The 25,449-nt window shown below is 61.1% G+C and carries 24 protein-coding genes; 6 read left to right on the top strand and 18 right to left on the bottom strand.

Annotation, left to right across the window (positions count from 1 at the left end; genetic code table 11):
- Positions 1-180: 180 nt before the first annotated feature.
- A complete protein-coding gene (gene ggt, locus AKL25_RS12465; RefSeq protein ID WP_050477978.1) occupies positions 181-1,944 on the bottom strand; it encodes a gamma-glutamyltransferase in 1,764 nt (587 codons plus the stop codon).
- Positions 1,945-2,150: 206 nt separating this feature from the next.
- Entirely contained in the window at positions 2,151-3,200 is a 1,050-nt protein-coding gene (gene gntR / locus AKL25_RS12460) for an HTH-type transcriptional regulator GntR (protein ID WP_050477977.1), read from the bottom strand.
- Positions 3,201-3,634: 434 nt separating this feature from the next.
- Here gntR and AKL25_RS12455 point away from each other — a divergent pair, with 434 nt between their 5' ends.
- Genes AKL25_RS12455 through AKL25_RS12440 form a run of 4 tightly spaced genes read left to right on the top strand, consistent with a single transcriptional unit; the run spans position 3,635 to position 8,455 of the window.
- Positions 3,635-4,987: a GntP family permease gene (locus AKL25_RS12455; protein WP_050477976.1), complete on the top strand. Its 1,353-nt coding sequence runs from the start codon at positions 3,635-3,637 to the stop codon at positions 4,985-4,987.
- Between the two features lie 52 nt (positions 4,988-5,039).
- A complete protein-coding gene (gntK, locus tag AKL25_RS12450) occupies positions 5,040-6,578 on the top strand; it encodes a gluconokinase (protein ID WP_050477975.1) in 1,539 nt (512 codons plus the stop codon).
- A gap of 35 nt (positions 6,579-6,613) precedes the next feature.
- Entirely contained in the window at positions 6,614-7,399 is a 786-nt protein-coding gene (locus AKL25_RS12445; RefSeq protein ID WP_050477974.1) for an SDR family NAD(P)-dependent oxidoreductase, read from the top strand.
- Between the two features lie 18 nt (positions 7,400-7,417).
- The gene (locus AKL25_RS12440; protein ID WP_050477973.1) at positions 7,418-8,455 is read left to right on the top strand and encodes an L-idonate 5-dehydrogenase; all 1,038 of its coding nucleotides are present in this window, start codon (positions 7,418-7,420) and stop codon (positions 8,453-8,455) included.
- 340 nt (positions 8,456-8,795) lie between these two features.
- On the opposite strand, the gene mctP is transcribed toward AKL25_RS12440, so the two are convergent.
- The 3 genes from mctP to AKL25_RS12425 form a co-directional block, all read right to left on the bottom strand.
- Entirely contained in the window at positions 8,796-10,298 is a 1,503-nt protein-coding gene (gene mctP, locus AKL25_RS12435) for a monocarboxylate uptake permease MctP (RefSeq protein ID WP_050477972.1), read from the bottom strand.
- Positions 10,298-10,477 carry a DUF3311 domain-containing protein gene (locus AKL25_RS12430; RefSeq protein ID WP_007877740.1) on the bottom strand — a complete coding sequence of 60 codons (180 nt, stop codon included), beginning with the start codon at positions 10,475-10,477 and terminating at the stop codon, positions 10,298-10,300. Before AKL25_RS12430 ends, mctP begins: the two co-directional genes overlap by 1 nt.
- A 592-nt stretch (positions 10,478-11,069) precedes the next feature.
- Positions 11,070-12,983, bottom strand: coding sequence for an AI-2E family transporter (locus tag AKL25_RS12425; RefSeq protein ID WP_050477971.1), 1,914 nt, complete (start codon positions 12,981-12,983; stop codon positions 11,070-11,072).
- 283 nt (positions 12,984-13,266) lie between these two features.
- Between AKL25_RS12425 and AKL25_RS12420 the strand changes: the two genes are divergently transcribed.
- Both AKL25_RS12420 and AKL25_RS12415 read left to right on the top strand, forming a co-directional pair.
- Positions 13,267-14,724, top strand: a complete 1,458-nt coding sequence (locus tag AKL25_RS12420; protein ID WP_050477970.1) for a sensor domain-containing diguanylate cyclase — start codon at positions 13,267-13,269, stop codon at positions 14,722-14,724.
- 312 nt (positions 14,725-15,036) lie between these two features.
- Entirely contained in the window at positions 15,037-16,278 is a 1,242-nt protein-coding gene (locus AKL25_RS12415; RefSeq protein WP_050477969.1) for an HD-GYP domain-containing protein, read from the top strand.
- An 88-nt stretch (positions 16,279-16,366) separates the two neighbouring features.
- Here AKL25_RS12415 and AKL25_RS12410 read toward each other — a convergent pair whose 3' ends face one another.
- From AKL25_RS12410 to ypfJ, 13 genes are all read right to left on the bottom strand, one after another.
- Positions 16,367-17,452 (bottom strand): alkene reductase, encoded by a 1,086-nt coding sequence (locus tag AKL25_RS12410; protein ID WP_050478001.1) that lies wholly within the window; start codon positions 17,450-17,452, stop codon positions 16,367-16,369.
- 288 nt (positions 17,453-17,740) lie between these two features.
- Positions 17,741-18,355 (bottom strand): riboflavin synthase, encoded by a 615-nt coding sequence (locus tag AKL25_RS12405; protein ID WP_050477968.1) that lies wholly within the window; start codon positions 18,353-18,355, stop codon positions 17,741-17,743.
- Positions 18,356-18,372: 17 nt separating this feature from the next.
- On the bottom strand, positions 18,373-19,491 hold the full coding sequence (gene ribD / locus AKL25_RS12400) for a bifunctional diaminohydroxyphosphoribosylaminopyrimidine deaminase/5-amino-6-(5-phosphoribosylamino)uracil reductase RibD (RefSeq protein ID WP_276203012.1): 1,119 nt from the start codon (positions 19,489-19,491) through the stop codon (positions 18,373-18,375).
- 36 nt (positions 19,492-19,527) lie between these two features.
- Positions 19,528-20,127 carry a GspH/FimT family pseudopilin gene (locus tag AKL25_RS12395; protein ID WP_050477967.1) on the bottom strand — a complete coding sequence of 200 codons (600 nt, stop codon included), beginning with the start codon at positions 20,125-20,127 and terminating at the stop codon, positions 19,528-19,530.
- A 15-nt stretch (positions 20,128-20,142) separates the two neighbouring features.
- A complete protein-coding gene (locus AKL25_RS12390; protein WP_050477966.1) occupies positions 20,143-20,616 on the bottom strand; it encodes a type IV pilin protein in 474 nt (157 codons plus the stop codon).
- Entirely contained in the window at positions 20,613-21,242 is a 630-nt protein-coding gene (locus AKL25_RS12385) for a pilus assembly PilX family protein (RefSeq protein WP_050477965.1), read from the bottom strand. The genes AKL25_RS12390 and AKL25_RS12385 overlap by 4 nt, the downstream gene beginning before the upstream one ends.
- Positions 21,239-22,180: a PilW family protein gene (locus tag AKL25_RS12380; protein WP_083444674.1), complete on the bottom strand. Its 942-nt coding sequence runs from the start codon at positions 22,178-22,180 to the stop codon at positions 21,239-21,241. Before AKL25_RS12380 ends, AKL25_RS12385 begins: the two co-directional genes overlap by 4 nt.
- Complete coding sequence (gene pilV / locus AKL25_RS12375) at positions 22,181-22,747, bottom strand: type IV pilus modification protein PilV (protein WP_083444673.1); 567 nt, start codon at positions 22,745-22,747, stop codon at positions 22,181-22,183.
- 199 nt (positions 22,748-22,946) lie between these two features.
- Entirely contained in the window at positions 22,947-23,579 is a 633-nt protein-coding gene (locus AKL25_RS12370; protein ID WP_050477962.1) for a DUF924 family protein, read from the bottom strand.
- On the bottom strand, positions 23,576-23,794 hold the full coding sequence (locus tag AKL25_RS12365) for an RNA-binding S4 domain-containing protein (RefSeq protein WP_050477961.1): 219 nt from the start codon (positions 23,792-23,794) through the stop codon (positions 23,576-23,578). Before AKL25_RS12365 ends, AKL25_RS12370 begins: the two co-directional genes overlap by 4 nt.
- Positions 23,795-23,849: 55 nt before the next feature.
- Entirely contained in the window at positions 23,850-24,119 is a 270-nt protein-coding gene (locus AKL25_RS12360) for a hypothetical protein (RefSeq protein ID WP_050477960.1), read from the bottom strand.
- A gap of 13 nt (positions 24,120-24,132) precedes the next feature.
- The gene (locus AKL25_RS12355) at positions 24,133-24,516 is read right to left on the bottom strand and encodes an MAPEG family protein (RefSeq protein WP_050477959.1); all 384 of its coding nucleotides are present in this window, start codon (positions 24,514-24,516) and stop codon (positions 24,133-24,135) included.
- A gap of 13 nt (positions 24,517-24,529) precedes the next feature.
- Entirely contained in the window at positions 24,530-25,420 is an 891-nt protein-coding gene (gene ypfJ, locus AKL25_RS12350) for a KPN_02809 family neutral zinc metallopeptidase (protein ID WP_050477958.1), read from the bottom strand.
- Positions 25,421-25,449 lie beyond the last annotated feature (29 nt).

Raw genomic sequence — 25,449 nt, 5'->3', positions numbered from 1 at the left:
CAGGGTTGATCGAAGAAAGAAAAGAATCGGCAACCAAAGAAAACCAGTCGGAACAAAACACAAGAAGGCTGACAAGAAGGCCCTGACAGCCAAAAACACAAAATCTGCTCAACAATAAAAAATGCCGCCTGATTCTCACCAGGCGGCATTTTCATTCCATCAAGTAAAGCTGCTAACCCATCAGAACCCCAGCGTACGTCCATCCGGATTACGCGGATCCGAATAGCCGTAGAAAGCGCCATCCTTGATCTGGATCGTTTGCGTACGTCCCATCGAAGGCTGCACGCTGATCTTCTGACCCTTGTCCTGCAAGATCTTGATCGTATCGGCGCTGATGCCCTTTTCGATGCGCAACTGATCCGGCGCCCACTGATGATGGATGCGCGGCGTGATGGTCGCTTCGGCGACGTTCATGTCATGCTCGATCACGTTCAGGATGGTCTGCATCGTGGTCGTGATGATGCGGCTGCCGCCCGGGCTGCCGGTGACCAGGAAAGGCTTGCCGTCCTTTAGCACGAAGGTCGGCGACATCGAGCTCAGCGGGCGCTTGCCCGGGCCGACGGCGTTGGCTTCGCCGCCGACCAGGCCGAAGGCGTTCGGTACGCCCGGTTTGGCGGAGAAGTCGTCCATCTCGTTGTTGAGCGTGATGCCGGTGCCGGTGGCGACGATGCCGCTGCCGAAGTTCAGGTTCAGCGTGTAGGTCGTGGCGACCAGGTTGCCTTCCTTGTCGGCGACCGAGAAGTGCGTGGTCTGGTCGCTTTCATACGGTTGCGGCTTGCCCGGCTTGATTTCCGACGATGGCGTTGCGCGATCGGGATTGATCTTCTTCGCCAGTTCGTCGGCATAGCCGCGCGAGGTCAGGCCCTTGACCGGCACTTTGTTGAAATCCGGATCGCCCAGGTATTCGGCGCGGTCGGCATAGGCCAGCTTCATCGCTTCGGCCATCAGGTGGATGGTCTGTGCGCTGTCGGCGCCGTATTGCTTCAGCGGATAGCGTTCCAGGATGTTCATCATCTGGATGATGTGGATACCGCCCGAGCTTGGCGGCGGCATCGACATCACTTGATAGCCGCGATAATTGCCGACCACAGGTTCGCGTTCGACGACCTTGTAGTTCTTTAGGTCGGCGGCGGTGATCAGGCCGTTGTGCTTGTCCATTTCAGCGACGATCTTCTTGCCGATCTCGCCTTCATAGAACACGGACGGGCCTTTCTTGCCGATCAGCTTGAGCGATTTGGCGAGGTCTTTCTGCACCAGTTTGTCGCCGGCTTCCAGCGGACGGCCGTTCTTGAAGAAAATCGCCTTGCTGGATTCCCATTGACCGAGGTGGTCGCGTTCTGCCGCCAGGATCAGCGCCAGGCTTGGGCTGACCGGATAACCTTTTTCCGCCAGCTTCACAGCCGGAGCGATCACGTCGGACAGTTTCATCGTGCCGTATTTTTGCAGCGCGTGGGTCAGACCCGCGACCGTGCCCGGCACGCCGATCGCCAGGTGGGTGTACAGCGAGCGGCCCGGCGCGACGTTGCCCTTGTCGTCCAGGTACATGTCGCGGCTGGCCTTGGCAGGCGCCATTTCACGGAAATCGAGCGCGACGTTCTTGCCGGTCTTCGCATCGTGAATCATCATGAAGCCGCCGCCGCCGATGTTGCCTGCGTTCGGCAGCACGACCGCCAGCGCGAAGCCGACGGCAACGCCGGCGTCGATCGCATTGCCGCCGCGCTTGAGAATGTCGAGGCCGACTTGCGTCGCCAGTTCCTGCTCGGAAGCGACCATGCCGTTTTTCGCCATCACCGGGCTGATGATGTCGTAGGTCAGGTCGTACTTGACTACCGGCGCGGCCGCTGGTGCAGCGGTCTGTGCGTGGGCAGGCAGGAAGGCGAGGGAAGTACAGAGGGGCAGCAATGCCATGGTGGCCGGCTTGAGCAAGCCGTTGATTTTCCGCATGGGTGATTCTCCTGAGGTTATCTAGTTATGGTGCTACACGTGCTTTTGCACCCGACGATTGTAGCCTCAGGAGGTGTCGTGTCCATAGAATTTATGGATAAATTTTCGGTGCGGTACAGCATGCGTTGCAGGCCTTTCATCAATCTTTTGCGAGGCACCATCATTGATGAGTTGCACGAGACGGACAGCCGGCAGATGCCTCAGTCCTACGTACTTTCACGTACGGCCAATTGGAAGCCGAGATCGAGGCGCGCCTTTTCGACCGGCTCGCCCTTGAGTTGACGGATCAGCAATTCCGCCGCCTTGTAGCCGATGTCGTAGCGCGGCGTGATGATGGTAGTGATCGAGGGCGTAGCGCAGGCCGCCCACGACAAGTCGTTGAAACCGGCAATCGCCATCTGCTGCGGCACCTTGATGCCGCGTCGCTGGCATTCGAAGAGTGCGCCCAGCGCGAGATCGTCGTTGCAGCAAAAAACCGCATCGCAATCGGGAGACATCTCCAGCACGCGCGCCAGCAATTGCGCCCCCATGTCCACCGTGGTCGGCGTCGGCAGCAAGACTTCGACGTTCGGATCCAATCCTGCTTCGGACAGGCCTTTGCGGAAACCTTCGCGGCGCTTCATCATGCGCGGATCGAGCTGCGCGGCAAGAAAAGCAGGGCGGCGATAACCGCGTTCGATCAGATGCTGCGCCACCGCATAACCGGCCTTGGTTTGCGAAAATCCGACCGACATGTCGCTGTTGCTTTTGCCGAGGTCGAACATGCGGACCGCGGGGATATTGCTGTTCGCCAGTTGCTGGCGCAGCATGTCGTGCTGATCCGAGCTCGACAGCAAAAAGCCGGCGGGCGCATGCGCCAGGTAGGTGGAGATCAGCCGGCTTTCCTTCTCTTTCGAGTAGCCGGTCTCGCCGATGAGGAACTGATAGCCTGCCTGCGACAGGTAATCGCGAATGCCGCTGAGCGTCTCGATGAACACCGCATTGGTCAGCGACGGCACCAGCACGCCGATGACCTGCGAGCGCGCCGAAGCCAGCGTGCTGGCGGCCTGGTTGGGGACGTAGCCGAGTTTCTTGATGGCCGCGGCGATGCGGTCGCGCGCTTCCTGCTGCACCAGCTCCGGCGTCTTCAGCGCGCGCGAAACGGTCATCGGGCTGACCCTGGCTTCGGCGGCGACGTCGACAATCGTCACGCGACCGGTGGCGCGGCTTCCTTTAGCGGTTTTGACGGTTTTTTCGGCGGCGGATTTTTTGTTCATGACGGGGCGGATTTTTCTATTGCCGACATCATACCCGAGCGCTCTTTCTGCAGACGATTCAGTCGCCGTCGCCAATCATGCTGCGCCGCCGCATGGCAGTTGCCGCGGGCTTCTCCACGTGCAGATATTCATACAAATGATTTGACACATAAATTTTGGTAGCGTTATCATCGCGGCCAATGTTAACGCTAACATCCAGAAATGTAGTCGGTGTACGGATAGCGTTTAACAAAAAATTTCTCTTAGTAAATAAACCTTATAAACACTACACAGATAGTGGCACGGCAGCCTGGATGCAGCACTGAGCGGCAAGGCGCGTCGTCGAGACAATGTAAAGACTCCGTAGTGGATGGCAGGCATGGTGTTGACGGCGTGGCAATGGCGGCTTTTGCTTCTGAACGCCCGTGTGCGCTATTGACCCTGGAGACATCCCCATGTTCGGATTGAGTAACGAAGCAAGTCTGCTGTTGAACGCCTTCCTCGCCATTGTGGTGCTGATCGTCATGATCACGCGCCTGCGTATTCACCCCTTTATCGCCCTGATCATCACCTCCGGCTTCCTCGGCCTGATCTCCGGCATGCCATTGCCCAAGATCGTCAAGTCCTTCCAGGACGGCTTCGGCGGCGTGCTCGGCTTCGTCGGCATCGTGCTGGGCCTGGGCACCATGCTGGGCAAAATGATGGCCGAATCCGGCGGCGCCGACCAGATCGCGCAGACGCTGGTGCGCGCCTTCGGCAAGCAGCGCGTGCACTGGGCCATGATGATCGGCGCCTTCCTGGTCGGCATCCCGCTGTTCTTTGAAATCGGCTTCGTGCTGCTGATCCCGCTGGTCTTCATCGTCGCGCGCCGCTCCGGTGTGCCGCTGTTCAAGATCGGCATGCCGATGCTGGCCAGCTTGTCGGTGATGCACGGCCTGGTGCCGCCGCATCCGGGGCCGTTGCTGGCGATCGGCATCTTCGGCGCCGATATCGGCAAGACCATTTTCTACGGCCTCATCGTCGGCCTGCCGACCGTGATCATCGCCGGTCCGATGTTCGGCGCTTTCATCTCCAAGTATGTCGACATCAAGCCGTCGGATGAACTGATGGAGCAACTGGCGCGCGAACCGCAAACCAAGGAACTGCCGGGCTTCGTCATCACGCTCATCACGGTGTTGTCGCCGGTATTCCTGATGTTGCTGAAAACCTTCGTCGACGTCACCTTGCCGGAAGGCAGCGCCATGCGCGACCTGATGGATTTCATCGGCAACCCGATCGTGGCCTTGCTGGCGGCGTTGCTGCTGTCGCTGTACACTTTTGGCGTGGCGCGCGGTTTTACGCGTCAGCAAGTGTTGAAGTTCGTCGATCAAAGCCTGGCGCCGACCGCGGCCATCGTGCTGATCATCGGCGCCGGCGGCGGTTTCAAGCAAATGCTGGTCAATAGCGGCGTCGGTACGGCCATCGGTCAACTGGCCGTGCATGCGCAGATTTCGCCCTTGCTGCTGGCCTGGTTCGTGGCAGGCGTGATTCGCGTGGCGACCGGTTCGGCCACGGTGGCGACCATCACCGGCGCCGGTATCGTGGCGCCGCTGGTGGCACTGATCCCCGGCACCAACCGCGAACTGCTGGTGCTGGCCACCGGCGCCGGCTCACTGATCCTGTCGCACGTCAATGATGCAGGCTTCTGGCTGGTCAAGGAATACTTCAACATGAGCGTCGGCGAAACCTTCAAGACCTGGACGGCGATGGAAACCATCATCTCGGTGGTGGCGCTGATCTTCATCATGTTGCTGAATCTCGTGGTGTAAAGCAGTTCCGTTGTACGACGGGAAGAAGCACAAGGAAACAAAGGAAATACTCATGTCGCACTTCATGCTCGGCGTCGATATCGGCACCACCAGCACCAAAACTGTCGTGTTCACGTTGGACGGCCAGGTCGTTGCCCAGCATGCAGTCGAATACCCCTTGCTCTGCACCGTGCCCGGCATGGCGGAGCAGGATCCCTTGCAGATTTACGACGCCGTGCTGGCGTCCATCGCTCAGGCCGTGAAAGCCGCCAAGGCCACGGCCGGCGAGATCGCGTTGGTGTCCTTCAGCGCCGCGATGCATAGCGTCATCGCCATCGGTAACGACAACCGGCCGATCACCAACAGCATCACCTGGGCCGACAATCGCGCCAGCCTGTGGGCGCGCCGCATCCGCGAAGAGCATGACGGCCAGGCCATCTATCAGCGCACCGGCACGCCGATCCACCCGATGTCGCCGCTGTGCAAGCTGATGTGGCTGCGTTATGACCATGCCGATATCTTTGCCCGCGCCGAACGTTTCGTCGGCGTGAAGGAATACGTGTTCTTCCGTCTGTTCGGCCGCTGGCTGGTGGACTATTCGATCGCCTCCGCAACCGGCCTGTTCAACCTGCAGGAACTGAACTGGGACAAGGGCGCGCTGGCCTTGCTCGGCATCGACGCCGCGCAATTGTCCGAACCGGTGCCGACCACGCATCACATCGCCGGATTGCCGGCCGACGTCGCCGCGCAGCTGGGCTTGAACAGCGACACGCCGTTCGTCCTCGGCGCCAATGACGGCGTCTTGTCCAACCTCGGCGTCAACGCCATCCACCCGGGCCAGGTCGCGGTCACCATCGGCACCTCCGGCGCGATGCGCACCGTGATCGACCGCCCCATAACCGATCCTTCCGGCCGTACCTTTTGCTATGCGCTCACGCAAAAACACTGGGTCGTCGGCGGTCCGGTCAACAATGGCGGCAACATTTTCCACTGGGTGCGCGACGAGCTGGCGACGGCCGAAGCCGACGCAGCGCGCAAGGCAGGTGTCGATCCTTATGACGCCCTGACCAACATCGCCGAAAAAGTCTCGCCGGGCGCCGAAGGCCTGCTGTTCCATCCCTACATGGCGGGCGAGCGCGCTCCGTTGTGGAATGCCGATTTGCGCGGCTCCTTCTTCGGCCTGGCCTTGCACCACCGCAAGGAACACATGATCCGCGCCGCGCTGGAAGGCGTGATCTTCAACCTCTACACCATCCTGCCGGCGGTCGAAGACCTCATCGGCCCGACCCAGCGCATGATGGCCACCGGCGGCTTTGCGCGTTCGGCCTTGTGGCGTCAGATGATGGCCGACATTTTCAACCGCGAAGTGGTGGTGCCGCAAAGCGTCGAATCCTCCTGCCTCGGCGCCGCCGTGCTCGGCCTGTTTGCACTGGGCATGATCCGCTCGCTGGATGTGATTTCCGATATGGTCGGTTCGACCAACCGCCATGTACCGATAGCGAAAAACGTCGCGATCTACGAGCGCCTGCGTCCGATTTTCCTGGCTATCCCGAACAAGCTGGCCGATGAATACCGGGCGTTGTCCGAGTTCCAGCGGCTGAGCGTCAAATAACCAATACCGCAACGCATAACAAACAAGGAGACAGAATGAGCGCAACACTACCCGCAGGTCTGCAGAGTTTTTCGCTGACCGGCAAACTGGCATTGATCACCGGCTCCAGCGGCGGCATCGGTCTGGCGCTGGCGCGCGGCCTGGCGGCTGCGGGCGCGTCCATCGTGCTCAACGGCCGCGATGCCGCCAAGCTGGCCGGCGTTGCCGCGAAGCTGCGCGCAGAGGGCTATACCATCCACGAGTCGTCTTTCGATGCGACTTCGTCGGCATCGGTGGAAGCGGCAGTGGCGAAGATCGAGGCCGACATCGGCCCGATCGAAATCCTGTTCAACAACGCCGGCATCCAGCGCCGCGCACCGCTGGAAGACTTCAAGGAGTCCGACTGGAACGACCTGATCAGCACCAATCTCAACAGCGTTTTCTTCACCGCCAAAGCGGTTGCGCAAGGCATGATCAAACGCGGCCGCGGCAAGATCGTCAACGTCTGCTCGGTGCAAAGCGAACTGGGTCGTCCCAACATCGCGCCGTACACCGCCACCAAGGGCGCGGTGAAGATGTTCACTAAGGGCATGGCGATCGACTGGGGCAAGTACGGCCTGCAAGTCAACGGCCTCGGCCCCGGCTACTTCAAGACCGAAATGAACATGGCGCTGGTGGCCGATGAAAAATTCTCCGAGTGGCTGATCGGCCGCACGCCGTCGCGCCGCTGGGGCGATGTGGAAGATCTGGTCGGCGCGGCGGTGTTCCTCTCCAGCGATGCTTCGAAATTCGTCAACGGCCACATCCTGTACGTCGATGGCGGCGTGACCGCAACTTTATAAGAGATAAGGGACAACATCATGCAACAAGGCATCGTCATTCACGCGCCGCACGATCTGCGCGTACAAGAATTGCAAACCGCTGAACTGCAACCGCATCAGCTCAAGGTCAAAGTGAAGGCCGGCGGTATCTGTGGCTCGGACCTGCACTACTATCACAACGGCGGCTTCGGCACCGTGCGCATCAAGGAACCGATGGTGCTCGGCCATGAAGTCTCCGGCGTGATCGCCGAAACCGGCTCCGCCATCGGCGACATCAAGCCGGGCACGCGTATTTCGATCAGCCCGAGCAATCCCTGCGGCCTGTGCAAATACTGCCAGGAAGGCAAACACAACCACTGCCTCGACATGCGTTTCTACGGCAGCGCGATGCGCATGCCGCACGTGCAGGGCGCGTTCCGTCAGGAGATCATCATCGAACGCGCCCAGGCGCATGTGGTCGCCGATCACGTCACCGACGGCGAAGCCGCCATGGCGGAACCGTTGTCGGTCGCGCTGCATGCCGTGCGCCGCGCCGGCCCCTTGTTCGGAAAACGCGTGCTGGTCACCGGCTGCGGCCCGATCGGCGCGCTGACCGTGATCGCCGCACGCCGCGCCGGCGCCTTGCAGATCGTCGTCACCGACGTCGCCAAGATGCCGCTGGAAAGTGCGCTGACCGTCGGCGCCGACCAGGCCATCAACGTGGCGACGGACGCCGATGCGCTCAAGGCCTTCACGCAAGACAAGGGTACTTTCGACGTGCTGTTCGAAGCCAGCGGCAACGAGCAAGCCTTGCGCGGCGCGCTCGATACCTTGCGCCCCGGTGCGGTGATCGTGCAAGTCGGCCTGGGCGGCGACATCAACTTCCCGGCGAATTTGCTGGTCGGCAAGGAGCTGGAGTGGCGCGGCGCCTTCCGCTTCCATGAAGAGTTCGCGCTGGCGGTGGAGTTGATGAACAAGAAGCTGGTCGACGTGAAGCCGCTGATCTCAGCAACTTATCCGTTCGAGAAATCGGTAGAAGCGTTCGAGATCGCCGGCGACCGTTCGAAGATGATGAAGGTGCAACTGAGCTTCGGCTGAGAAGCTGTTCAAGCTGTGAAAGAGCCGCTCGCCAGAGCGGCTTTTTTTATGCGCGCAGCGGGTAATCGGGATCAGAAAGGCAAGTCGAAAACATGCTTGTCAGCTTGTTGTAATGATGCAGATAAGGGTTTTTCGCTATATCTCCATAGATATGGCGTCAATATAATCCGGCCCATGTTCGACAGGGCGCCATGGGCGTGGTGACGGCGGTGCTGGTGCTGTGCTTCATTCCGGCCAAGATCGTAAATCGCTGAATCATTGAATTTCGGCAGGCGTCGCAAATAAAAAAGCCACGTTCCGGAGAACGTGGCTTTTTCTTGTTGCGGGTAAGGCTACAACATCAATGTTTCAAGGCCGGCGCTTTCGCTCCGCCTTTGCCGAACACCAGTTGCACCACGACCGCCACCGCAATGTTCAAGGCCAGCGCGATCAGACCGGTGTACATGGTGTACGCGTCGGCGCCGATGTGGAAGGTGTGCACCGGCTTGATGCCGTCGGCGTACGCCAGCCAGCTGCCGCCGATGATGCCGACTGCCCAGCCGCTCAGCAACGCGTTCGCGCCGAACCAGCCGATGAACAGGCCGAACACCAGCGCCGGGAAGGTTTGCAGGATCCACACGCCGCCCAGCAACTGCAGATCAAGCGCAAACTTGGTCGGCAGGAACAGGATGAACACCAGCGCGCCGAACTTGACCACCAGCGACACCATCTTGGCGACCTTGGCCTCGCCTTCGGCCGACACGTTCGGATTCACGTAGGGCTTCCAGAAGTTGCGCGTGAACAGGTTGGCCGCGCCGATCGACATCACCGCCGCCGGCACCAGCGCGCCGATGGCAATCGCAGCAAACGCAAAGCCGCTGAACCAGCTTGGGAACATGGCGTTGAACAGCGCAGGAACGATGTCGTTGTTGGCTTCGACCTTGACGCCCGCCGCGTAGGCCATGTAGCCCAGCAAGGCGATCAGGCCCAGTAGCACGGTATACGCAGGCAGGAACACGGCGTTCTTGCGGATCGTGTCGGCACTCTTGGCCGCGAAGATGCCGGTCAGGGTGTGCGGATACATGAAGGCTGCCATCGCCGAACCCAGCGCCAGCGTCGCAAACGGCAGGAACTGTGCAGGCTTGAGCGTCAGGCCGGTCATGCCGCCCTTGGCTGCAAACGCCTCGCGCGCCGAGTTGAACACGATGCCATAGCCGCCGAGCTTCATCGGCACCAGCACCACCGCCACCAGCACCACGATATAAATCATCAGGTCCTTGACGAAGGCGATCAGCGCAGGTGCGCGCAGGCCGGCCGAGTAGGTGTACAGCGCCAGGATCACGAAAGCCGCCAGCAGCGGCAGTTCACCGGTGACGCCGAGCGCCTTGATGACCACTTCCATGCCGATCAGTTGCAGCGCGATGTAAGGCATGGTCGCCACGACGCCGGTCAGGGCGATCGCCAGTTCCAGCTTGCGCGATTTATAGCGGCCGAACACCACGTCGGCAGCAGTCACGTGACCGGCCTTGTGCGCGGCGTGCCACAGCTTGGGCATGATCAGGAACACGATAGGGTAGACCAGGATCGTGTACGGCAGCGCGAAGAAGCCGTAAGCGCCGACCGCATACACCAGCGCCGGCACCGCGATCACGGTATAGGCCGTGTAGAAATCGCCGCCGACCAGGAACCAGGTAATCCAGGTGCCGAAGTTGCGGCCGCCCAGACCCCATTCGTCGAGGTGCGCGCCCTTGTTGGCCTTGCCACCGCTTTGCCAGCGCGAGGCCCAGAAGCCCATCACGGTGACCAGTGCGAAGAAGAAGATGAAGACGCCGAGCGCCGTCCAGTTGATGGAAGAGGAATTCATTATTCGACTCCCTTCTTGAGACCGTCTTTATAGACGATCCAGATGATCAGCGCGGTGAGCGGAACCCACATGAACTGATACCAGTAGAAAAACGGAAAGCCGAACAGTGCGGGCAATTCGTCGTTGTAAAACGGGACCCACAATAGACCAATGAACGGCAACAGGAGTAAGAGCCGCATAGAAATTCTCCTCAAACTTTTGGTGGAAGGATTGTTATAGAACTCATTTCGCCAATAGCCGCGAGTGCGAACGATCCTGTTTGGGAGGTAGTGCAAGGCGCGTCGCGCAGCCAAGGGTGGTTCCCTTGGCAAGCGGCGCAACGCAGCAATACACCCAAACAGGACGTTCCCGAAGGGTTCTTGTCCAAAGAGGCGCTGGCGGCGTTGTGCTCCTTGCGCGTAGCACCGCTACGCGACGCGTCGCACGCCTTGCCAGCGCCTCTTTGGACAAGAACGCATCTCACGGATATTGGCGAAATGAGTTCTCAAAATTGCAGCGCAATTATAGATAGAATCGCGTGGATCTGTTTGCTGTGCGGCATTTCTTCAGCGATTTGTCAGTATCTGAAAGTCGCTATGGGCTTGGGTTTGCAGAGTTGACTGGGTATCGACTTGCTTTCTAAATGCAATAAATGTTCCAGAATAAAAGGCTATAAGCGATATTGAAAATAAGTAATTCGCTTTTTTGTCAGCACATAGTCAGTTTTGAAAATACGCAAAAAAAGCCGCCGGCAAAAGTCGTCGGCGGCCATCCTGTTCAGGCTGAGAGGTTTCAGATCTTGCTGATGAGTCCCGGCTTGTCATAGACGTGCAAGTTGCGCAGGCAGCTCTGCACCGCTTCCTCAAACGAATGCACGACTTCATGCGCGCCGTCGATGGCATTGTCCTGCAGCTGCAATTGCTCGAACGGGCTGGCGATCTGCAGCACCAGCTGCTTGACATGCGGCAGGCGCTGCGTCATCTGCATCAGTGCAGCTTCGATCTGCGCCTGTTCCTTGACCGGCTCGATGCTGACCAGGCAGAACATCGCAACGATGCCGGGCTTGACGTCGGGCGGCGGCGCATCGCCCATTTCGCCGAGCGTGACGTGGCGACCGTCTACATTCTGTTTGCGCAGGATGCGCACCAGGATTTCCGCGGCCAGCTCGTCGCCGCCGGAGCCGGCGCCGATCCCCAGCACGATGGTGCCGGCCGGCACGTCGAAAGAACCTTGCGTGCCGCCGATGACGGCTTCGCGGCGACGGCGCAGCTGGCGTCCGATGTTGACGTCTTCCAGCATGGAGATGCGGGTGTACTGCCGCCACCACTTCGGATTCTCGCCGAGCGCTTCGATGACGGAGGCGATGGCGGTGCCGACTTTCAGTTGTTCGCCCTTGCTGATGGCATTGGCGTCCAGGTCCGCGCGCGCCAGATGCAGCGCCGGTACCAGTACCGAGTCGCAATAGGCGGCAAAGGATTTGCGCTTGAGGATCTGGCGCGCGCTGGCGATGATTTCCTGCGTATCGCCGGAGAGCGCGCGCTGATAAAAATTCTGCGGCAAGGTCAGCGCGGGAATTTCGCCGAGCAGGATTTCAAACATGTTGAGCGCGCGGAAATATCTGCCCGCGACCACCAGGCACAAGGTCAGCGGCGTCGACAGCACCAGCCCGACCGGCCCCCAGATCCAGCTCCAAAAAATCGCCGCAATCACGACCGACAACGGCGACAAGCCGGTGGTGTGGCCGTACAGCTTGGGCTCGACCAGTTGCGCGAACACGACTTCGATCACCAGGAACAGCATCAGCGTCATCACCGCCAGCGACCAGCCCGGCGAAATCGCCGCCGCCAGCAAGGTCGCGCAGAAGGCCGCGATCCACACGCCGACATAGGGGATGAAACGCAGGATCGCCGCCATCGCGCCCCACAGCAAAGCCTGCGACAGGCCGAGGATGCTCAGGCCTAGCCACACCAGCACGCCGACGCCGATGTTGACCGCGAACTGCGATACGAAGAAGCGCGACAAGCGCTCGCCGGCGTCGTTGACTGCAATCGTCGTGGCGCGCAGGTCATTGCCGCCGGCCAGGCGGATGAAGCGATCGCGCAAGGCTTCGTGTTCCAGCAAGACAAAGATCAGTACCACGAAGACGATGCCGGCCGTTTCCAGCGGCGCCCATACCGACGATGCGATGCGGGTCAGCAGTTGCAGCGGCTTTTGCGGCGGCGCATGGATTTCGACCGGAATGGGGACGTTGCTGCCGGCGCGCAATGCCGGGGCGGCGCCGACAGAGGCGGTCGCCTTGGCATCCTTTTCATCGGAGAGATGATCGATCCAGCGTCCGGCCTGGCCGTTGAGTTCGCCGAGCTTGCCCAGCGTCAGCTGATCGAGCACATTGACCTTGCTGCGAATGGTGTCGGCATATTGCGGCAGGCTGCCGCCGATGCGCACCACCTGCACGCCGATGACCAGGCCGACCGCCGCCAGCGACAGGGCCAGCGTCACCACCGCGACGCCGACCGACAGGGTCTGGCCCAGGCCGATCCGGCGCAGGCGATGGATGAAGGGCGTGATCAGCAGGCTGAGGATGATGGCGAGCGTAATCGGGATCAGTACGTCGCGCCCGAAGTAGAGCAGGGCGAGTACGGTCGCCGTGCCGAGGATGCCTGCCACTTGATTGGTTTGGCGCCGGGGTTCTGGTTGACTCGACAAGGGGAAGGCCTCTGGAATGATGGGATTGACAAGACAAGGAGCGCTATCGGATCGCGTTTCCTTTTATTAACTTTATCACGCGGCGCTCATCTTATGCCCTGGCCGGGCGGGGCGGACAGGCGCTGCTAATAGTTGTATCGCTGCCGATGTTTTCAAAATACTATGCTGCTGGAGCCACTTTTTATTTCACTCAAGAACCATGTCAGACAAAAATGACGTTGCAACAGGAACGCGAGCACGAATTTTCATTGCTGCCATTGCACTGGCGATTGTGGTTCTTGAAATGTGGGGAATCACCTACAGCCGCAAGGCGCAGGTAGAAGAAAGCCGGGCATCCATCTCCAACGTTACGCGCGCCCTGGCGCAGCATGCTGAAGATACGCTGAAAGAAGCCGACATCGTCATCGGCGGTGTGCTTGAACGCTGGCCGCGCGACGGCGGATCGCCCGAGGGGGCGCAACGCACGCACCAGGCATTGCGCGCGCGGCTGAGTTCGTTGCCGCAAATCGACGGCGTGTATGTATTGGATCAGGACGGCAATCTGATCCTGACATCGCAGGAAAAGCTGGACAAGGAATTGAACGGGCGCGACCGCGCCTATTTTCTTTATCACCGCAACCATGCGGATCTCGATCCCCATATCGACGCGCCCATACTCAGCAGATCCAGCGGCCGCTGGGGCTTCACCATCAGTCGGCGCTACAACCGGCCTGACGGCAGTTTTGGCGGCGTGGTCGTCGCCAACATCGATATGGCCTATCTCGAAAAATTCTATCGCACCTTCGACATCGGCAGCGCCGGCGCCATCGTGCTGGTCCGTGCGGACGGCATCTTGCTGTACCGCCGCCCGATGCGCGACGAATTCGCCGGTAAAAACATGAGCGGCACCGTCCTGTTTCGCGAATACCAGGCCAATCCGCTGACCGGCACGGCGCTGATCAAGTCATCCCAGGACGGCGTTACGCGTATCAACGTGTATCGCAGCGTCGCCAGTTACCCGCTGTTTGTCGCAGTCGCAAAATCCGAGGATGAAGTCCTGGCCGGCTGGTGGCGCGAGTCGCTGTTGCATGGCGGCAGTGTGGCGCTGCTGCTGGTCGCCTTGCTGTTTGCCGGCAATAAACTGATCACGCAGGTAAGCCGCCGCTCCAAGGCCGAGATCGATGCGCTGGATGCGCAGGCAAAGGCCGAGCGCCTGAACCAGTCGCTCGAACAACTGGCCTTGAAGGATGAGGTGACCGGCTTGCCGAATCGTCGGCAATTCGATGCGCTGCTAAAGAGCGAACTCGAACACGCCAGGGACGGACAGACGGCGCTCTCGATCATGATGCTGGATATCGATCGTTTCAAAGTGTTCAGCCATCTGTACGGTCATACCAACAGCGACCAATGCCTGCGCAGCATCGCTGCGGCAATCAAGACGAGCCTGCGACAATCGCCTTATCTGGCCGCGCGTTACGGGGAAGAGCAGTTCTGCGTCATCTTGCCGAATTGCACGCAACTGGCGGCAGTCGGCTTTGCCGAAAAACTCTGCGAGGCGGTGCGCGATCTGGCGGTGCCGCATTGGGAAAGCGACGAGGGCGTGGTGACCGTCAGCATCGGCGTCAGTTGCCTGGACCCGGTGGATGCGAACGATATTGGCGCCGACCTGATACGGTCGGCCGACCATGCCTTGAACACCGCACAGCAACGCGGGCACAATCAGGTCGCCAGTTTTTCGTTGCCGAAAATCACGAGCAAATAAGCCACACTCCGGCGGCGCTTTACATCCGGCTGATGGCTTTGCGTCCAATGGGTGCTGCACCTGCGGTCCCTTGGCGAGCGCGTGTTTTCTTCTTTTTCGTACATCCCCCGGCATCATTTTGCAGCGCGTTTCCCGATGGGACATTTGTATTTAGGGGATTTTCCTATTGTTGCGATATTGTCTTCCATGTAATGCTTATATCGTGGACATATCGGCCACATGGTTGCGCATTCTCCTGGTTGCTGCGGCGGTTCCGGCGGCAGCGCAGGATGCAGGCGCGGGGACAATACGGTTGCATTGCCGCAGGAAAAGATGAGCCATCTCAAGAAAATCAATGTCGCCGATCTTCGATTGGGAATGTATCTGCACGGTTTCGATGAAGCCTGGATCAAGAATCCGTTCTGGAAGAGCAAATTCCTGCTGCGCGATTATGCCGATCTGCAGGCGGCCTGGACATCCGGCATCGAGACTTGCTGGATCGATCTCAGCAAGGGGCGCGACGTCAGCAAGAAGGCGCAGGAAGAGGCCTTCGAATTGCCTGAAACGGAGGCGGAACCGGAAGCGACAAGCTTCGACGAAGAACTCGAACGCGCCGCCATCCTGTGCAAAAGCGCGCGCGCGGCAACGATCTCGATGTTCAATGAAGTCCGTCTGGGAAACGCCATCAACGTCGACAGTTGCCTGCCGCTGGTGGCCGACATCGCTGCATCGGTGTTGCGCAACCCCGGCGCCCTGATCAGCCTGGCGCGCCTGAAGACCAGCGACGATTACACCTATATGCATTCCGTCGCTGTCTGTGCGCTGATGGTCTCGCTCGGCCGCACGCTGGGGTTCGACGAAGAGGCTTGCCGGGAGGCCGGCATCGCGGGTTTGCTGCACGACATCGGCAAGGCGCTGACGCCGGCTGAAATCCTCAACAAGCCCAGCCAGCTGAGCGACGAAGAATTCACCATCATCAAACGGCATACGGTGCTGGGCCATGCTTTTCTGACGGGCGACCGGAGCATTCCCGCGGCGGCCGGCGAAGTTTGCCTGCATCATCACGAACGCATCGACGGCGGCGGCTATCCGGAAGGCGTGAGCGGCGGCAAACTCTCGCTGCTCGCGCGCATGGGTGCGGTGTGCGACGTGTATGACGCCATCACCTCCAATCGTCCCTACAAGGACGGCTGGGATCCCGCCGAGTCGCTGGCGCGCATGGCGTCGTGGAAGGGGCATTTCGACCAGACCGTGTTGTCGGCCTTCGTCAAGAGTCTCGGCATCTATCCGACCGGCGCGCTGGTCAAGCTGAGTTCAGGGCGGCTCGCCGTCGTCGTCGAACAAACCAAGGCCTCGCTGACCAAGCCGATTGTCAGGGTATTCTTTCGCGAAGAACCGCCGGGACCGATCGATGTGGAGCTGGTGGACTTGTCCGACCCTGCGGTGAAGGACAGCATCGTCGGCAGGGAGTCGCGCGAACGCTGGAACCTGCCCAGCCTGGAATCGCTCTGGGCCGGTCAGCTGGCCGCGCGCGATCATCTGGATCTGGATGTGGGGAAAGAAAAAAGCAAATAAAAACGCCGTCGATGATACCGACGGCGTTTTATTTTTTTACTGCGAACTCCGCGTGATGCCGCGGAGTTTTTCATACGCCTGAGGCTTCTTATGCAGGCAGCGCAGGATAGTCGATATAGCCTTCCGCGCCGCCGCCGTACATGCCTTCTTCGCGCAGCGTATTGAGCGGCTTGGATTCGCGCAAACGACGCACCAGATCCGGATTGGCGATGAACAAACGACCGAACGCCACGGCATCGACCAGCTTGTCGCTCAGCACCGATTGCGCTTCGCTGCCGCTAAAGCCGTTGTTGACGAGGAAGGCGCCCGGGAAGCGGCTGCGCAGCACGGCGTAGTCGAAGCTGGTGCCGGCCGGCTGGCGTACGCCGCCGGTTTCACCTTCGACCACGTGCAGGTAAGCCAGACCCAGCGGTGCGATCTGTTCCACCACATAGTTGTAGAGCGCTTGCGGCGCGCTGTCGAGTGCGGTGTCGTTGAAGGTGGTCATCGGGCTCAGGCGAATGCCGGTGCGGCCGCCGCCGATTTCCTTGGTGACGGCTTGCATCACTTCGATCAGCAGGCGCGCGCGGTTCTGAATGCTGCCGCCGTAAGGACCGCTGCGGTCGTTGACGCTGTCGCGCAGGAATTGCTCCAGCAGATACGTATTGGCGGCATGCACTTCAACGCCGTCGAAGCCGGCTTCGATCGCATTGCGTGCAGCCTTGCGATAGTCTTCCACCAGGCCCGGCAGTTCGTCGTCGCGCAGCGCACGCGGCGTCGACACGTCGGAATAGCCGTCGGCGGTGAAGGTCTTGGCGTTGGCGGCGCGGTTGGTCGAGGAAACCGGCGCTGCGCCGTCCGGCAGCAACGAGCTGTGCGAGATACGGCCGACGTGCCACAGTTGCAGCACGATCTTGCCGCCGGCTGCATGCACGGCATTGGTGACTTCGCGCCATGCGGCGACTTGTTCTTCGGAATGAATGCCCGGCGTGCCGATATAGCCCTGGGCCATCGGCGAGATCTGGGTCGCTTCCGCAATGATCAGGCCGGCAGTCGCGCGCTGGCGATAATAATCGACCGTCATTGGACCGGGCTTGAGGCCGTCGATAGCGCGGCTGCGTGTCAGCGGCGCCATGACGACGCGATTGGCAAGGGCGATGTCGCCGAACTTGATGGGATCGAATAAAGATGTCATGAACATATCCTTTTTTGAAAATGAAAAAGACAGTGGGGGTATCACTGTCTTTAAAACGGAAGCCTGGAAATCCGGATCGCGGCATCGCGACTGAGTTTCATCATACCTTAAAATTAGACCGGTCGTCTAAATGCGGATTCTTGCTTTGTGGAACTATGAGCTATGTGGAGACGGGGTCTGTATTTTCAACCCTGCAGAAGGTAATGAGGGCAGGGAGCAGCAGGAGCGAGCGGAAAAAGAGGATGTAGCCGGACAGACCGCAGCCTGTCCGGATTCATTTGATGGGAATTACTTGGCGGCGGACAGCATGCGCTCGACATAACGCGCAATCAGATCGATTTCCAGATTGACCTTGCTGTCGACCTTCAGGTGCTTGAGCGTGGTGACCTGGATCGTGTGCGGGATCAGGTTGATGGAGAAGCGGCAGCCGCCGGCGACGTCTTCCACGCGGTTGACGGTGAGCGAGACGCCGTTGACGACGATCGAGCCTTTGTAGGCCAGGTACTTGCCGAGCGCCGCCGGCGCTTCGACGATCAGTTCCCAGGATTCGCCGACCGGTTCGAACTTGCGCACCACGCCGAGGCCGTCGACGTGGCCGGACACCAGATGGCCGCCGAGGCGTTCGGCCAGGGTCAGGGCTTTTTCCAGGTTGACTTCGCCGGCGGCATCGAGACCGGCGGTGAGGTTGAGGCTTTCGCGCGAGACGTCGACGGTGAAGCCTTTGGCGGTCTTTTCGACCACGGTCATGCAGGCGCCGTTGAGGGCAATCGAATCACCCAGCGCGACGTCGTCCATCGGCAGCGCGCCGGCATCGATGTCGAGGCGCACGCCGGCGTCGGCGGTGTTGCCCAGGGGTTGAACGGAAGTGATTTTGCCGACAGCGGCGACGATGCCTGTAAACATGTTGAAGCCCAGATAAATTAACGGAATCGTGCAAGGATACGCAAATCTTCGCCGATTTGCTTGACGTCGTGGAAGCGCAGCGGGATCTTGCCGGACAGATCCTCCAGCGCCGGCAGGTCGAACATGCCGCGGCCGTCGCCGAGCAGGGTGGGCGCGAAATACAGCAGCAGTTCGTCCACGCAGCCTTCGCGAATCAGGGAGCCGCTGAGTTTGGAGCCGGCTTCGATGTGGACTTCGTTGAGCTGGCGTTTGCCCAGTTCGGCAATCATGCGCGGCAGGTCGACCTTGTTATTGGCATTGGGCAGGACGATAACTTCGGTTCCCTGATCTTCCAATGCGGAAATTTTTGCGCGGTCTTCGCTGGCGGTGAATACCCAGGTGCCGCCGCCGGCCAGGATGTTGGCGGCAGGCGAGACGGCCAGCTTGCTGTCGATGACGATGCGGCGCGGCTGGCGCGGCGTGTCGACTGCGCGTACGTTCAACTGCGGGTTGTCGTCCTTGACGGTACCGATGCCGGTGACGATGGCGCAGGCGCGCGCACGCCAGAAATGACCGTCGTCGCGCGCCGCCTGTCCGGTGATCCACTGGCTTTTGCCGTTGTGCAGGGCGGTCTTGCCGTCGAGGCTGGCGGCCGATTTCATGCGTATCCACGGCGTGCCGTGCTGCATGCGTTTGAAGAAGCCGATGTTCATTTCATAAGCGGCCTCCTGCAGCAGGCCGGAGACCACGGCGATGCCGGCGGCCTGCAGTTTTTCCAGGCCTTTGCCGGCGACCAGCGGGTTGGGATCGGTCATGGCGGAGACCACCTTGCCGAGCCCGGCCTTGACCAGGGCATCGGCGCAGGGCGGCGTGCGGCCGAAGTGGCTGCAGGGTTCCAGCGTGACGTAGGCGGTGGCGCCGCGCACATCGTTGCCGCGTTCCTGCGCATCTTTCATGGCCTGGATTTCGGCGTGGTTGCCGCCGGGCGGCTGGGTGTAGCCGGCGCCGATGATGCGGCGGTCCTTGACGATCACGCAACCGACGCGCGGATTGGGGGTGGTGGTGAACATGCCGAGTGCGGCTTGCTCCAGCGCCAGCGTCATGGCTTGCCGGTCGCTGTCGATATCGATGGAATAGAGGGACAAGTTGGTGGACACGTTAAATGGTTGCGTTGTCTGGATTGGTGATCGTGGTCAGTTGCTTTCCGTCTCGGTACCGGCGCCGGTGCTGACACCAGTGCTGCTGCCGCTGAACCGGCAACCGGCGTCGTCGGACGGATTGCACAGGCGGGCGCGGCCGGCGAGGGTGAGGCGCACGACTCTTGCCTTGCCGTTGAGCGAAAACTGCCAGGAGCCCCACTGCGACGTCAGCGCATTGAGATTGCTGCGCGGTCTGCCGTTGCCATTGTAAGCGATGTAGGGATAAGACTTGTCGCTCAGCGTGGTGGCGACTTGCAAGCCGGTCGCGAGATCGTCGTGGCTGTAGATCAGCTCGTCGCCGGCATCGAACTGCGGGCGACTGTCGCCGTTCTTGTTGACGAACACTACCCAGCCGTTCTCCCAGTGCAGGCCGTCGCGCGGCGCCAGGTCGACGCGCGCGCTGCGCTGGATGGCTTCGCTGCGCGCCAGGTTCAGTGCAAACAGGAACTGGCTCGATGCCGTGACGACTTGCTGGGTTTGCAGGTAGGAGCGAAAGCTGGGAACGCCGGCGGCCAGCAGGATGCCGACGATGGAGAGCACGACCAGCAATTCGGGCAGGGTGAAGCCCTTATGGCGGACTGGATGGGCGGGCATGTCGCGTAGCTCCTTTCACCAGCACGCCGCCGGCGCCGATGCGGCCGGCAAGCCGGCGGCGCTTCTTTCGCCGAGACTGTTGAGGGTCAGCGTGCCGCAGATCTCATCCCGGAAACGGATGTCGACTTGCGGGCCGCCTGGCGTTGCCGACAGCAGCACGCAATGGCGGATGAGGTCGCCGGGACAGGCCGCCGCGCTGATCTGATAGCCGCTGCCTGCCGCCGTGCCGGCGGAATGCCAGATGAACACGCCTGCATCGCCGGCGGTATAGGCCTGATAGCTGTTGTAGCGGGAAAAGAAACGCTCTTGCTGCTGCATGGCCTGCATGAGCGCGGCGCGGGCCTCGGCCCGTTTGCCCTTGAGGATGACGCCGCGGTAGGACGGATAGGCCGCCAGCGAGAGGAGGCCAATGATGCTGACGACGCACATCAGTTCGATCAGGGTGAAGCCGCGCAGGCGCGATGTCATGGGGATCAGGCTTTCTTTCATGGTGTGGTGCGGGAGGTTTCCTGCCAGTTGCCGAGTTCGCGCCAGCTGAGCCTGACGGGCCGCTTGCTCGCGCGCTCGGGGTCGGTGTCGATGGCGTAGATGGATTGCAGGACGACTTGCGTGCTTTCTCGCGTGCCGAAGCCCACTGCGGTGATGCGCAAGCGTTGCAGCACGGGCGCAGCAGCAGAGCCCGGCTTGCCGACCGCAATCAGTTCGACCAGATAGCGCGGCGGCCGCGAGGCCAGCGACGCTGCGCCGTAGGGGAAATGCTGTCCCGAATAGCGGCCGTATTCCACCCAGGGCGTCGGCGCCAGCATGCTGAATGCGCTCCAGAGCGGCGTAGCGCCGGCACGGCAAAGTCCTGTGGACGCGCCGCTTTCATGGCAGGCGCCGCGCAATTCCGGAAACGCATCGATTCGTCCCCGGGGACCGGAAGCATCCAGCTCCGCATCGCGCAAGGCGGCCTCTGCCGCTTCAAAGGCGATCTGCCGGTCGCGATCGCTGCGTGAGGATTTTTCATTCGTCAGCGACATGCGCGCCGCCGTGACGCCCAGCAGCATGACCACGACCAGCATGACCAGAGCGATCAGCAGGGACGCGCCGGACTGGCGATGGTGTTTCATCATGGCGTCACGTTGCGCAGGCGAACGGTGGTCTGGAACAGTTTGCGCATCCTGTGCGGCTGTTTGAGTTCGGTGATGACGACGCCGGGATCGAGGCTGTTGCGATAGGCCGGGCCGAAGAGTTCGTATGCTGCTTTCGGCGCGTCATTGCCGCTGTGCTGTTCGCCGCGCACCAGCATGGCGATGCGCACCGCGACGACTTGCCGCCATTGTTGCTCCGTCATGTGCGAGGCATGGCGGTATTGCGTGACGGGGCCGTCGATGCGGTCGCCGATGCCGTACAGCACCTGGAAGGCTTCGACGCCGCGCGCGATGGGTTCGGCATCCCAGCTGTTTCTTCTGGTGAGGTATTTGCAGCGCAATTCCGGTTCGCCGCGGCTGTCGGCGGCGACGTAAAAAATGCTCCAGCCGCGTTTCTTCTCCGCCTCGGTGGACGTGGCGATCGCCGTTGCATCGGCAGGCGCCGCCACGGCGAAGCCGGCGCAATTGAGGATGCTGCCGTCGGCCTTGTTGCCGGCGCCGGAACCGAAATAACGGATCGCGAGCACATCGCTGTTGTAGTTGGCAGTGTTCTCTATCGGTCGGGTGAGAGCGTCCGTCTGATCGCCCAGTCTGGCGTTGTCCAGTCCGGCGATGCCGGGAGCAAGCAAGCGCATGTCGAGCGATGCGAAATCCGTGAATGCCGGATGGTCATAAGGGACGAAGTTGGCTTGCCGGATGGCGCGGCTCAGCACGTCGATCGCATAGCGGCCCGTGTCCTGCACCAGCGCGCCGTCATGGACCGCCACATAGCTGGATTTCGCAGCGTTGAGCAATGCCAGCGAGGCCAGCGCAACACCCATGCCGAGCGCCATGGCGATCATCAGTTCGATCAGGCTCAGGCCTGTTTGCCGGCATCGAGGCAGATGCGGCAGATGTGGGTGGTGGCAGGCGTATCGCATTCAGATGGCGACGGCGACGGCAATCATGGGCGCCGATTCCGCCGGCACAAGGGTATCCGCCGACGGCGATGCCTCCCTGGCGGACCAGCCTATCTTGATCACGATGGCGGCATCGCCGGCATGATCGCAGGACCATTGCAGCCTGTCCGCCGTTGCCGGTTTGCCGTCGCGGCAAACCACCGCCCTGGCGCGCGGCAACGCCTGCTGCAATTGCTGTTGCCAGCCTTGCACTTCCACAGCAGCCATGGCGACGCTGTCGCAGGCGTGTTGCAGGCAGGAAGCCGATGTGGTGGCCGAGCTTGCGCTTGCGTCGTAGGCAAACAGATAGGGGCTGCTGCCGGAGCGCGCCAGTGCAGGATTGGCGCGCATGAGTTCGGCCAGCGTGACGGCGAGTTGGGTTGCCGCCGTTTGAAAACCGCTTTGCTGCGCCATGCGCAAAGCGTGCAATTGCATCGCGGCGACACCGCTTGCACCCAGCGTCAGGATGACGATAGCGACCAAGACTTCAATGAGGGTGAAACCGTGTTGAGGGGATTGTCGGCGGACTTCGTTCACATGGAATCGCATGGCGTGTTCATGTAAAAAAGCCTCGATTGTGAGGGAATTTCAGCAGCCAAAAACATGCCGCCGTGCGCTATCAGGGCGGCAAGGCGCAATTTCTCCGCTACCTAAAATTTTTGCTGATGCCTCTTGGTGATATTTCGCCTTGAATGTCGATAATGTCGATATTCAAGGCGAGGGCAGGCGTGGGAGCGACAGAAGAATGTCAGAAGGACGAATCCGGCTCTTTCAGGAACGCGGTTTCTTCGGCAGTGGAAGGCCGGCCGAGAATGGCGTTGCGATGCGGGAAGCGGCCGAAGCGTTCGATGATGGCGTGATGCCGGTCGGCGTATTTCAGGTAGTTGTCGAAACTGGCCTTGCCGGCCGGATCGTCCTTGGCGCCCTGTTTGGCCAGCGCGCGGAACAGTTGCACCGCATATTCCTGATCGTCGAGGTCTTCGGAATGCTCCAGCGGCAGGTAGAAGAAAACGCGTTGCAGCAGCGACAGTTGCTGGTCGAAACCCTGCGCCAGCCCGAGATGGCAACATTGCTGGGCCAGCGCGTCGAAGGCGAAGGCCTTGGCGGTATCGCGGTACATGTTGCGGGAGAACTGGTCCAGCAGCAGGATCAGCGCCAGCATGCCTTGCGGCGTGTCGGCCCAGTCGTCGCGCTGGTTGTCGGCCGCGGCCAGCAGGTCGGCTTCAAAGCGCGATTGGATGTCCCGGTCGACGGCGGCGTCCTTGCCCCACCACGACGCCGACTGGCGGGCAGCGATGGTAGCGACATCGGTATCGGTTCCGCTGCCGTCGGCGCCGAACCAGAACGCCAGGATGGCGTCGATATTTTCCGTCGCGCTCATTCTGCCAGCACGCGGATACGCACGTCGCCCAGCGCCACGGTCTGGCCGGCGGTGATCTTGCAGGTCTTGCGCAGCTCCTGTTTGCCGTCGACCTTGACGTGACCGTCGGCGACGATGGCTTTGCCGGCGCCGCCGCTGTCGCACAGTCCGACCAGCTTCAGCAACTGGTTCAGTTCAACGTAGGGGCCTTGCAGTTGGAATTCCAGGTGTTGCATATCAACCTTATCGTGGGTACTTCAATATCAATAACAGACTTCAAAACTCAAAAAATCAAACCAGCGTCTTCTCAGCCTTGTGCAACCACACGGCCAGATTATTCAGCAGGTCTTCCTGGCTGAAGGAACAGCTTTCTTCGGTAAACAGGCTGCCTGCTTCCAGGCGGCCGAGCAGGTCTTCGGCGACTTCTTCGTAGCGCGGCGGCAGGCGCTTGAGCAAGTCGCTCTGCGCGCGCCAGGCGGTGCAGAAAGCGGCGACGTTGATGTCGCCGTCGCGCAGGGCGTTGAGGGCGTCGTGCAGGTTTTGGATGCTGGCGTTGCTCATGGCGGATGGAATATCAAGAGTGTAGGGCGGAAACGGCAAACAAGCCGATCACGCAGGCATAGCCGACGGTCCACGACAGCGAGCGCAGGCTCGGCAAGTCGTTCAGATAAAGCGCAGTGTAGATCAGGCGGGCAGCGATGAAAGCCATCGCCAGGCCGTCGATCCATTGCTGCGCGGCGCCGGTCTGCTGGGCGACAAGCACGGCGGCGGCAAAGAAGGGCAGCGCCTCGAAATGATTGCGGTGCGCATAATCGGCGCGGCGGCGCAGGCCGGTCTGCTTGTCCAGCCAGGCGCGCGGTTCGGAATTGTCGAAATCCCTTTTGCCGTATTTGGCGACCGCAACCGTCAGCATCGGCAGCAGGCCGGCGACCAGAATGCACCAGTAGGAAATATGCATGGATGTCCCGCTCTTAAAGCGTCTTGGCTTCGAAGGTATTGCAGGCGCTGACCTTGCCTTGCGTGATGCCGCGCTTGAACCAGTTCACGCGCTGCGCCGAGGTGCCGTGCGTAAACGAGTCCGGCACCACTTCGCCGCGCGCCTGCCGTTGCAGCGCATCGTCGCCGATGGCCGAAGCGGCGTTGAGCGCGCCTTCGATGTCGCCTTGCTCGATGATGTGGCGCGCCTCATTGGCGTGGTAGGCCCAGACGCCGGCAAAACAATCGGCCTGCAGTTCCAGCCGCACCGACAGCGCGTTCGACTGTTTCTCCGACATGTTGCGGCGGGCCTTGTCGACCTTCCCGGAAATGCCGAGCAGGTTTTGTACGTGATGGCCGACTTCATGCGCGATCACGTAGGCTTGCGCAAAATTGCCGGTGACGTTGAAACGCTGCTGCATCAACTTGTAGAAGCTCAGGTCGATATAGACTTTCTGGTCGCCGGGACAGTAGAACGGGCCGGTGGCGGTCTGGCCGGTGCCGCAGGCGGTCGGCGTGCTGCCGGAGAACAGCACCAGCTTCGGACGAACGTAAGTCGCACCGCCGGCCTTGAAGATTTCGCCCCAGGTGTCTTCGGTATCGGCCAGCACGGTCGAGACGAAGCGCGCCATCTGATCGTCCGGCGGCGGCTTGTGCGCCGGCGCCGAATGCTGCACGGGAGCCACCTGGCCGCCACCGCCGCTGAGCATGTTGATGACGGTCAGCGGATTGATGCCGAGGAAGTAGGACGCCACCAGCGCCACCGCGATGCCGCCCAGCCCGATCGAGCGGCCGCCGCCGAAGGAGAAACCGCCGCCTCCGCCGCTACTGTCTTCACCGCGGCGGTCTTCCACGTTGTCGCTTTCGCGATTGCCTTCCCATTTCATGATCGTTTCCTTGATTGCTGCTGAAGTTC

Origin of the sequence: Herbaspirillum rhizosphaerae (assembly GCF_001189965.1) — a bacterium.
In the GTDB taxonomy this organism is placed as follows: Bacteria; Pseudomonadota; Gammaproteobacteria; order Burkholderiales; family Burkholderiaceae_D; genus Herbaspirillum; species Herbaspirillum rhizosphaerae.
This window is presented reverse-complemented; position numbering and strand designations above follow the sequence as displayed.

Coding starts and splice junctions, on each gene's coding strand:
- ggt (WP_050477978.1), bottom strand. CDS start 1,944: ATGCGGAAAATCAACGGCTTGCTCAAGCCGGCCACCATGGCATTGCTG.
- gntR (WP_050477977.1), bottom strand. CDS start 3,200: ATGAACAAAAAATCCGCCGCCGAAAAAACCGTCAAAACCGCTAAAGGA.
- AKL25_RS12455 (WP_050477976.1), top strand. CDS start 3,635: ATGTTCGGATTGAGTAACGAAGCAAGTCTGCTGTTGAACGCCTTCCTC.
- gntK (WP_050477975.1), top strand. CDS start 5,040: ATGTCGCACTTCATGCTCGGCGTCGATATCGGCACCACCAGCACCAAA.
- AKL25_RS12445 (WP_050477974.1), top strand. CDS start 6,614: ATGAGCGCAACACTACCCGCAGGTCTGCAGAGTTTTTCGCTGACCGGC.
- AKL25_RS12440 (WP_050477973.1), top strand. CDS start 7,418: ATGCAACAAGGCATCGTCATTCACGCGCCGCACGATCTGCGCGTACAA.
- mctP (WP_050477972.1), bottom strand. CDS start 10,298: ATGAATTCCTCTTCCATCAACTGGACGGCGCTCGGCGTCTTCATCTTC.
- AKL25_RS12430 (WP_007877740.1), bottom strand. CDS start 10,477: ATGCGGCTCTTACTCCTGTTGCCGTTCATTGGTCTATTGTGGGTCCCG.
- AKL25_RS12420 (WP_050477970.1), top strand. CDS start 13,267: ATGTGGGGAATCACCTACAGCCGCAAGGCGCAGGTAGAAGAAAGCCGG.
- AKL25_RS12415 (WP_050477969.1), top strand. CDS start 15,037: ATGAGCCATCTCAAGAAAATCAATGTCGCCGATCTTCGATTGGGAATG.
- AKL25_RS12410 (WP_050478001.1), bottom strand. CDS start 17,452: ATGACATCTTTATTCGATCCCATCAAGTTCGGCGACATCGCCCTTGCC.
- AKL25_RS12405 (WP_050477968.1), bottom strand. CDS start 18,355: ATGTTTACAGGCATCGTCGCCGCTGTCGGCAAAATCACTTCCGTTCAA.
- AKL25_RS12395 (WP_050477967.1), bottom strand. CDS start 20,127: ATGCCCGCCCATCCAGTCCGCCATAAGGGCTTCACCCTGCCCGAATTG.
- AKL25_RS12390 (WP_050477966.1), bottom strand. CDS start 20,616: ATGAAAGAAAGCCTGATCCCCATGACATCGCGCCTGCGCGGCTTCACC.
- AKL25_RS12385 (WP_050477965.1), bottom strand. CDS start 21,242: ATGATGAAACACCATCGCCAGTCCGGCGCGTCCCTGCTGATCGCTCTG.
- AKL25_RS12380 (WP_083444674.1), bottom strand. CDS start 22,180: ATGCGATACGCCTGCCACCACCCACATCTGCCGCATCTGCCTCGATGC.
- pilV (WP_083444673.1), bottom strand. CDS start 22,747: ATGCGATTCCATGTGAACGAAGTCCGCCGACAATCCCCTCAACACGGT.
- AKL25_RS12370 (WP_050477962.1), bottom strand. CDS start 23,579: ATGAGCGCGACGGAAAATATCGACGCCATCCTGGCGTTCTGGTTCGGC.
- AKL25_RS12365 (WP_050477961.1), bottom strand. CDS start 23,794: ATGCAACACCTGGAATTCCAACTGCAAGGCCCCTACGTTGAACTGAAC.
- AKL25_RS12360 (WP_050477960.1), bottom strand. CDS start 24,119: ATGAGCAACGCCAGCATCCAAAACCTGCACGACGCCCTCAACGCCCTG.
- AKL25_RS12355 (WP_050477959.1), bottom strand. CDS start 24,516: ATGCATATTTCCTACTGGTGCATTCTGGTCGCCGGCCTGCTGCCGATG.
- ypfJ (WP_050477958.1), bottom strand. CDS start 25,420: ATGAAATGGGAAGGCAATCGCGAAAGCGACAACGTGGAAGACCGCCGC.